General features: G+C 70.6%; 6 protein-coding genes. 2 read left to right on the top strand and 4 right to left on the bottom strand.

From position 1 onward, the window contains the following. Positions 1-144: 144 nt before the first annotated feature. Together VMS22_19790 and VMS22_19795 are read right to left on the bottom strand one after the other, a co-directional pair. The gene (locus tag VMS22_19790; GenBank protein ID HXJ36282.1) at positions 145-1,461 is read right to left on the bottom strand and encodes an adenylate/guanylate cyclase domain-containing protein; all 1,317 of its coding nucleotides are present in this window, start codon (positions 1,459-1,461) and stop codon (positions 145-147) included. A gap of 48 nt (positions 1,462-1,509) precedes the next feature. Continuing rightward, positions 1,510-2,070 carry a hypothetical protein gene (locus VMS22_19795; protein ID HXJ36283.1) on the bottom strand — a complete coding sequence of 187 codons (561 nt, stop codon included), beginning with the start codon at positions 2,068-2,070 and terminating at the stop codon, positions 1,510-1,512. A gap of 366 nt (positions 2,071-2,436) precedes the next feature. Here VMS22_19795 and VMS22_19800 point away from each other — a divergent pair, with 366 nt between their 5' ends. Then, a complete protein-coding gene (locus VMS22_19800) occupies positions 2,437-3,534 on the top strand; it encodes a hypothetical protein (GenBank protein ID HXJ36284.1) in 1,098 nt (365 codons plus the stop codon). Positions 3,535-3,546: 12 nt separating this feature from the next. Here VMS22_19800 and VMS22_19805 read toward each other — a convergent pair whose 3' ends face one another. Beyond that, complete coding sequence (locus VMS22_19805) at positions 3,547-5,160, bottom strand: cytochrome P450 (GenBank protein HXJ36285.1); 1,614 nt, start codon at positions 5,158-5,160, stop codon at positions 3,547-3,549. A 14-nt stretch (positions 5,161-5,174) separates the two neighbouring features. After that, complete coding sequence (locus tag VMS22_19810) at positions 5,175-5,843, bottom strand: TetR/AcrR family transcriptional regulator (protein HXJ36286.1); 669 nt, start codon at positions 5,841-5,843, stop codon at positions 5,175-5,177. A 95-nt stretch (positions 5,844-5,938) separates the two neighbouring features. Here VMS22_19810 and VMS22_19815 point away from each other — a divergent pair. After that, positions 5,939-7,136, top strand: a 1,198-nt coding sequence (locus VMS22_19815) for a right-handed parallel beta-helix repeat-containing protein (protein ID HXJ36287.1), incomplete at its 3' end; no start/stop codon positions are given.

Raw genomic sequence — 7,136 nt, forward strand, 5'->3', positions numbered from 1 at the left:
GACCGCGCCTTCGAGGGCGACCGCTGCAACTGTGCCGTCACCGAGGCTGGAGGGCGTATCGGCCCCGTCTACCTCGGCCGCGTGCAGAGCCAGCCGGCGCCCCAACCGCAATCGAAGCCCTGACGGCGCGACGCTCGCGTCGGGTCACCGCGGCGATACCGCGAACAGCGCCTGCGGCTCCCCCACGCCCTTCAGCTCGTGGGCGCCCCGTGGGGTGAAGTCGACCTCCGCCGACGTCCGAGCGAGCCCCCGCACGGTGTCGGTGACGAGGACCTCGCCCGGCGCGGCCGCGGCGGCGACGCGTGCCGCGAGGTTCACGGCTCCGCCGTAGACGTTGCCGCCCTCGTCGATCACGTCGCCCGCGTGGAGGCCCAGGTGCAGCGACAGGCCGGCTGCCGACGCGGCGTCGCGACAGCGCAGGGCGACGGCGATGGCATTGCGCGCCGACGCGAACACCGCGAGGACGCCGTCGCCGACGAGCTTGCCGTCGATCGATCGGCCGGTGCCGTCGCGGATGAGGCCGCGCAGGCGCTCGTCGAGGTCGCGCGCACGGCGCCGGAAGGCGTCGTCGCCGAGCTGCTCGGTGAGCGCGGTCGAGTCGACGATGTCGGCGAACAGGATGACCGCCGTGCTCTGCGCCGCCGGGGCGGCGGACCCGACCGGCAGGCCGAGGAAGTCCGCGATGGCGGCGACCATGCGTGGATCGTCGAGGACGCGGGCGACGTACTTGCCCTCCATCTCCACTACGCGGGCGTTCGGCAGCCTGGCGGCGACGCGCCGCACGCTGTTCGGCTGGGACGCGATGCTCTGGGCCGGCAGGATCACGAGGGCAGGGACGGCGATCTCCGGAAGCAGCGCCGACACGTCCGTCGCCACGTGCGCATTCCAGTGTGCGAAGTACTCCGCCGGGCTCGCGGCGGCGCGCAGAACGGCGGCCTGCTGATCCGCGCGCGCGTCGCTGCCTCCGAACACCGCCGTCTGACCCAGCACGGTGAAGAGCTCCCAGTTGGTCTGGGCGATCTCTCCGAGCTGAGCCATCCCGCCGCCCGCCTGGAGGTCGCTTCCGGTGACGACCGGGTGGTGCAGGACGAGGCGGCCGACACGCGAGGGGAAGCGATGGGCGAACGCGATGGCCGCCAGTGTGCTCGGCCCGAAGCTCAGAACGGCGGCACCCTCGACGCCGAAATGTCCGAGCACGCGGTCGATGTCCTCGACGATCCGATCCATCGAGCAATCGACCGCGCCGCGCTGCGAGAGGCCGGTGCCGCGATAGTCCATCCGGACGAGTCGGGCGCGCGCGGCCGTCCAGTCGAAGAACGACCGCAGCGCATCGACGTCGCGGGCGCGCTCGAGATGCGAGGCGATCGGGCTCAGGTACAGGCAGGGGAGACCCTGCCCCTCCTCCGTGCAGGCGAGGATGGTTCCGTCCGCGGCCGCGACGTACTGCACCGACCCGCGCATCGCGGCATCTCCTAGCACGGTGCGCCTCCGGCCGTCTGCCGGACGGGGTCAGCTCCCCGCCTTCTTGTCGCGTTCCGCGCCTTCGGCCGACGGCGTCGTGCCGGCGTCCGCAACGCCGGGCTCCTGAGAGCCGGGTGTCCTGGCCGTCGCGGCGGCGAGCGCGAGCTCGAGGAATCGCACGCAGTCCGTCCATTCCTGCGTCGTCAGCATCGGGAGGGCGGTCGCGACGGCTTCCTCCCAGATGGCGCGCGCCTCCGGATGAATGAGGATCGCGAGGCGCTTCATGACCCGGAGCGTCTCCGGGACGATGTCGAGCTGCTGGAAGGGCTCCTCGGGCACGGGATCGAAGACGCGGACGAAGAACTGCGCGTGGGGATTCGCGCGCAAGCGGACGTGGTTGAGTGGCCCGAAGGCCTCGTTGGCTTGCCAGGAGGTGACGGCCCGATCGAGCGCCAATGCGATCACTCCCCGCTCCTCGGGGGGAAGGCGCGCGAGAGAGCGCAGCGCGCGTTCCATCGATTCGTCCGCGATGTCTGCTACCAGGTCGCGCGCCGAATCCAGCAGGGCCTTCAGCGCCTCGATCTCGGTCTTGCTGCCTGGCGGCGGCATCCGCCTAGGATGTGACGCGGATGCCGTGCCGCTGTCAATGCAGTCGAGGGGCGCCGGCACGGCGGTCCGCACGGCGCTTTGTGCACCCGGCGTACACGATCGGACCCCGTGGCGCCGGCGCGTCGCGCGATCGCGCAGGCGTCTGCCGCTCGCGCGACGGTAACACCGCGTGTCGCCGTCGGGGCGCCGGGTGGCACGGGAGGTGCACCGGATCGGCGCAGCGGGTTGCGTCGAGGAGGAGGAGTTTCCTGGGGGGTTGGCGACCGCTCGGGTGCGCGCTGCGCGCCCATGACCCTTCGCGCCGACTAGCGCTCCCCGGGTGGCGACCGATCGTGCCGCGCGACCCGCAGTGGAAGGGGGGTCCCCATGAAGTCGATCGCGCTCGCGCTCGTGCTGGCGCTCGCGGGCGAGGCCCGCGCGCAGATTGTGATGCCGTACCATCCCCGGCCGGAGGACGCCTCGGTGCGCTACGGCGACAGCGACGCGTTCAAGAAGAACAATCCCGTCACCGGCGACTACAACACGCAGACGGAGCGCTTCCTGCGCATCCAGGGGCGCTTCGCGGTCGCCGTGCCTGCGGTCTACCTGGTCGCGACGCGCCTCAGATCGTGCCGGAGCGCGCTCAAGACGGCGCGCTCGCTCATTGCCCGGACGTTCGGTGATTTCAGCGCGCGGAAATCGATCGATCCGCTCGATCACGGCAAGGACTGGCCGTTCGGGCCGCAATACGACGTGGGTACGCCATTCGCCGTCCTGCAGAGCTTCCGGCACTGCTTCCTCGCGCGCCCGCACGAGAACGCCGCCGCGGGCATTCCGGACGACGTCATGCGCATCCTCGACCTCTCGGTCGTCGACGACGAGCTGGTGGCGGGCAACGAGGACCTCGTCCCGGTGACGCCCCTGGCGCCTCCGTGTCTCGAGTCCGACGTCTGCGCGGGAGGCGTCAAGGCATGTACGTCCGATGGCGACTGCAGGCGCGATCGGAGGCGCTTGGCCCTCGGCATGCTGACCGGCAGGCCGATCGCGCGCCAGCCGCTCACCGGGGAGCAGGTGGCGAAGATCCATGAGATCCACCAGTGCCACCACGACTTCGGCGAGTCGGTGAAGAACGGCACGCCTCCGCCCGCCTGCAACACGATCGCGCTCCATCACGAGCTCGAAGCGATGGCGCGCGATGCCGAAGAACGGACGCTCCTCACGATGCCCGAGTTCCCGACCGCGGTCGATCGCGCGCGGCCGGCGCATCAGATCGCCGATCTCTTCGACCTGGCGGACCAGGCCCACATGGACTGGATGGCTGCCGTGCTCGCCCTCGATCAGACGCGCGCCTGGCGCGCGGGGCTCGACCATCAGCGCGCGCACATCTTCCTCACGGTCTACTGGCCGCCGGACTTCAAGCTGCGCACCATCTGCGACACGACCGACATCACGCACTGTCCGTCGAAGGGGTTCCCGCCGAGGTAGCCGAGCGGCGCGCTACGCCATGGCTTCCGTGTACGTGCTCAGGTTGAAATAGTCGCGCCACGCCTTGATCCGGCCGCGCTCGAGCTCGAACACGCCGACGATCGGCAGGTCGACGGCGCGATCGCCGGCGCGCGTGCGGTCGATGCGCTCGGCTACGACCACGTCCCCGGAGGACAGCAGCGTGACGATGTCCCACCGCGTCTCCGTCCAGGAGGAGGTGAAGGCGCGGATCATCGCCTCGATGCTCGCTCGCCCGCGGACGGGGGCGAGCGGCACGTTGTGGTAGGTGCCGTCCTCGGTGAAGTACGCGGCGAGCTCGGCCGGATCGAGACGGGACCATGCCTCGATGAAGCGCCGGACGACGGACTCGGGGTCGGGCGCGCAGACACGGACGGGCCGACGATCGGTCGTCGGCTGGAAGCGAAGGCGGAGCGCCGTCGGCCCGCGCATGGTGAGCGCCGGCGTCCATGTGAGCTGGTCGTCGACGCGGGTCGGATGTCCCAGGCGCGGCAGCAGCTCTTCGAACGCCACGCGAGCCTCGAGGCGCGCGAGCGCGGCTCCGAGGCAGAAGTGCAGGCCATGTCCGAAGGCGAGGTGGTCCTTCGGGTTGCGCGTGACGTCGAATCGGTCCGGGTCGGCGAAGACGCGCTCGTCGCGGTTCGCGGAGGCAAACAGCGGCGCCACCATCGCTCCCTGCGGAATGGTGACGCCCGCGAGGTCGACGTCGCAGGTCGCCGTCCGGAACAGGAACTGCACCGGCGGGTCGTAACGCAGCCCCTCCTCGATCATCGGTGGAATCAACTGCGGCGCGCGCTGGACTCTGGCGAGCTCCTCGGGGTGCGCGAGGAGAGCGAGGGTCGCATTGGCGATCAAGTGGGTCGTCGTCACGTTCCCGGCGACGAGCAGCGTGAAGACGAAGATCTTCACCTCGTCGGCGCTGAGCGCACCGTCGAGCGATTCCGCACGGACGAGCGTTCCGATGAGATCGTCCGCCGGTCGGACGTGGCGCGCGGCGATGACCTCCTCGACGTAGGTGTTCACCTCCTCGAGGGTCCGGCCGATCTCCTCGAGCTCCTCGGGGGCGGGCGTGTCGAAGACGGCGTGCATGAGGGCGTCGGACCAGCGCTTGAAGTCGCGGTGGCGATCGGGATCGATCCCCAGCAGCGCGGCGATGACGGCGATGGGCAGCTCGACCCCGTAGTCGCCGACCACGTCGCACTCGCCCGCCGCGGCGAACCGCGCCACCAGGCCTCGCGCGATCTCCCTGATGCGCGGCTCGAGCTCGGCGATCCGGCGCGGGGTGAAGGCGCGGCTGACGATGGTCCGCAGGCGCGTGTGCGCCGGCGGGTCCGCGCCGATGATCGCCGCCGCCATGGGATCGGGCGCGCCCTCCTGGTTGCCGGCAGGCGCGTAGGCGGCCGGCCGCCGCACGACGGCGGCCATCGCGGCCGACGAGAAGCGCTCGTGGTCACGGAGCACGGCGAGGACGTCCGCGTGCCGGCTCACGGCCCAGATCCCGAGACCCGGGACCTGGTGGACCGGCGCTTCGCGTCGGAGCGCGGCGTAGTAGGGATACGGATCCTGCCGGACGATCGGGTCGAGAGGGTCGTAGGCGAGCGGTCGCATCGGACATCCTCCTCTCATCGACGGTGCCGCATCCTCCGCGGCGCCAGGGTTGGTGGCGGGCGGCGCTTCGCCGGTGTGCCCGTCGCGACCTCTCCGAGGAACACCGCCGCCGCACGTCCCATCCGCTCCCGGAGCGGCTCGGCTGCGTCGCCGTAGAGCCAGTGGGTGATGGTGCCGTTGACCAGACTGTCGAACGCGGACGCGAGGTCCTGGGCGCGAAAGGTCCGGCTCAGCTCGCCGCGCTCCTGGCCGCGCGCCAGGAGCTGGACGAGGAGCTCGAGGGCGGCTTCGCCGGCCCGCTGCCCGACGCCCCCTTCGTCGAGCCCGAGACGCACCTTCGCGATCTCCCGGAACACGCCCCGATAGAACCGGCGGTCTTCCTCGATCCCCGCGCCCATCTCGTCGAAGAGGGCACGCACGAGCGTCGGCGTCGGCGTGGAAGTGTCGGCGAGGGCGTTGCGAAGCATGCCGTCGTAGTACGCGATGACGTCCTCGGTGATCGCTTCGACGAGGGCGTGCTTCGACCCGAAATGATTGAAGACGGTGGCGCGTGCGACGCCGGCGTCGGCCGCGACGTCGGCCATGGTCACCTCGTCGAACCCGCGGCTGGCGAACAAACGGCGGGCCGCGTCGACGATGCGGGCCCGCTGGTCGTCTCGACTCCGTGCGCGCTCCGGCGCCATTGGACTCGGGTCTAACACGAGGTTGGACTCGAGTCCAGAGCAAAATGAACCCTTTCGGCTTGAGACTTCGAACGGGGCGCACGTACACTCCTCGTATGCGTCTCGTGCTCGCGGCGGCCATCCTCGTCGGGACCCTCGGTCCCGCCGGCGCGGCCGACTACTGGGTGAAGAACGGCGGCAGCGACGGTGCCGACGGCCTCTCGATGGCGACCGCCTGGGCGACGCTCGGGCACGCCGCCGGCGTCGTGAACGCGGGGGACACCGTCCACGTGCTGGATGGGAGCTACCAGGGCTTCTACCTCGACCGGTCGGGAAGCCCGGGGAGCCCGATCACCTTCCACGCCGAGGGGCCCAACGTGCAGATCACCGCCGACAACGGCACCACGCCCGACGGCATCAACGTCGAGGGCGCCGCCTACGTCGTGCTCGACGGCTTCGTCGCGAACGGCCGCACCCGAGCCGGGATCCGCGTCGCGGTCTCGCAGTTCGTGACGGTGCGGAACTGCCGCACCGGGAACAACGGCCGGTGGGGCATCTTCAGCGGCTTCGCCGACGACCTCACGATCGAGGACAACGAGACCTACGGCTCGGTGCTCGAGCACGGCATCTACGTGTCGAACACCTGCACGCGGCCGATCGTGCGCCGCAACCACGTCCACGACAACCACGGCAACGGGATCCACATGAACGGCGATCTCAGCCAGGGCGGGGCGGGCATCATCACCAACGCGCTCGTCGAGCGGAACGTCATCCACGGCAACGGCGTCGGCGGCGGCTCCGGCATCAACATGGACGGTGCCCAGAACGGCGTCATCCGGAACAACCTCCTCTACGACAACCACGCGAGCGGCATCAGCCTCTACCAGATCGACGGCGCGACCGGCTCGACGGGCAACCTGGTCGTGAACAACACGATCGTCAACGCGTCGGACGGCCGCTGGTGCGTGAACATCAACGGCGGGTCGACGGGCAACCGCGTCGTCAACAACATCCTCTACAACCTCCATTCCTTCCGCGGCGCGATCACGATCGGACCGGACAGCCGCGCCGGCTTCACCAGCGACGACAACGCGGTGATCGACCGCATGAGCCTCGACGACGGCGACACCGTCGTCAGCCTCGCCACCTGGCAAGGGCAGGGGTACGACCTGCACTCCTTCGTCGCGACGCCGACGGACCTCTTCGTCGTGCCCGGGAGCGACTTCCATCTGAAGCAGGACAGCCCGGCGCTCGACGCGGGCAGCGTCGCCGACGCCCCGTCGGTCGACCTCGACGGCAACCCCCGTCCGGTCG

It is taken from the genome of Candidatus Eisenbacteria bacterium (assembly GCA_035577985.1).
In the GTDB taxonomy this organism is placed as follows: domain Bacteria; phylum Desulfobacterota; class Binatia; order DP-6; family DP-6; genus DATJZY01.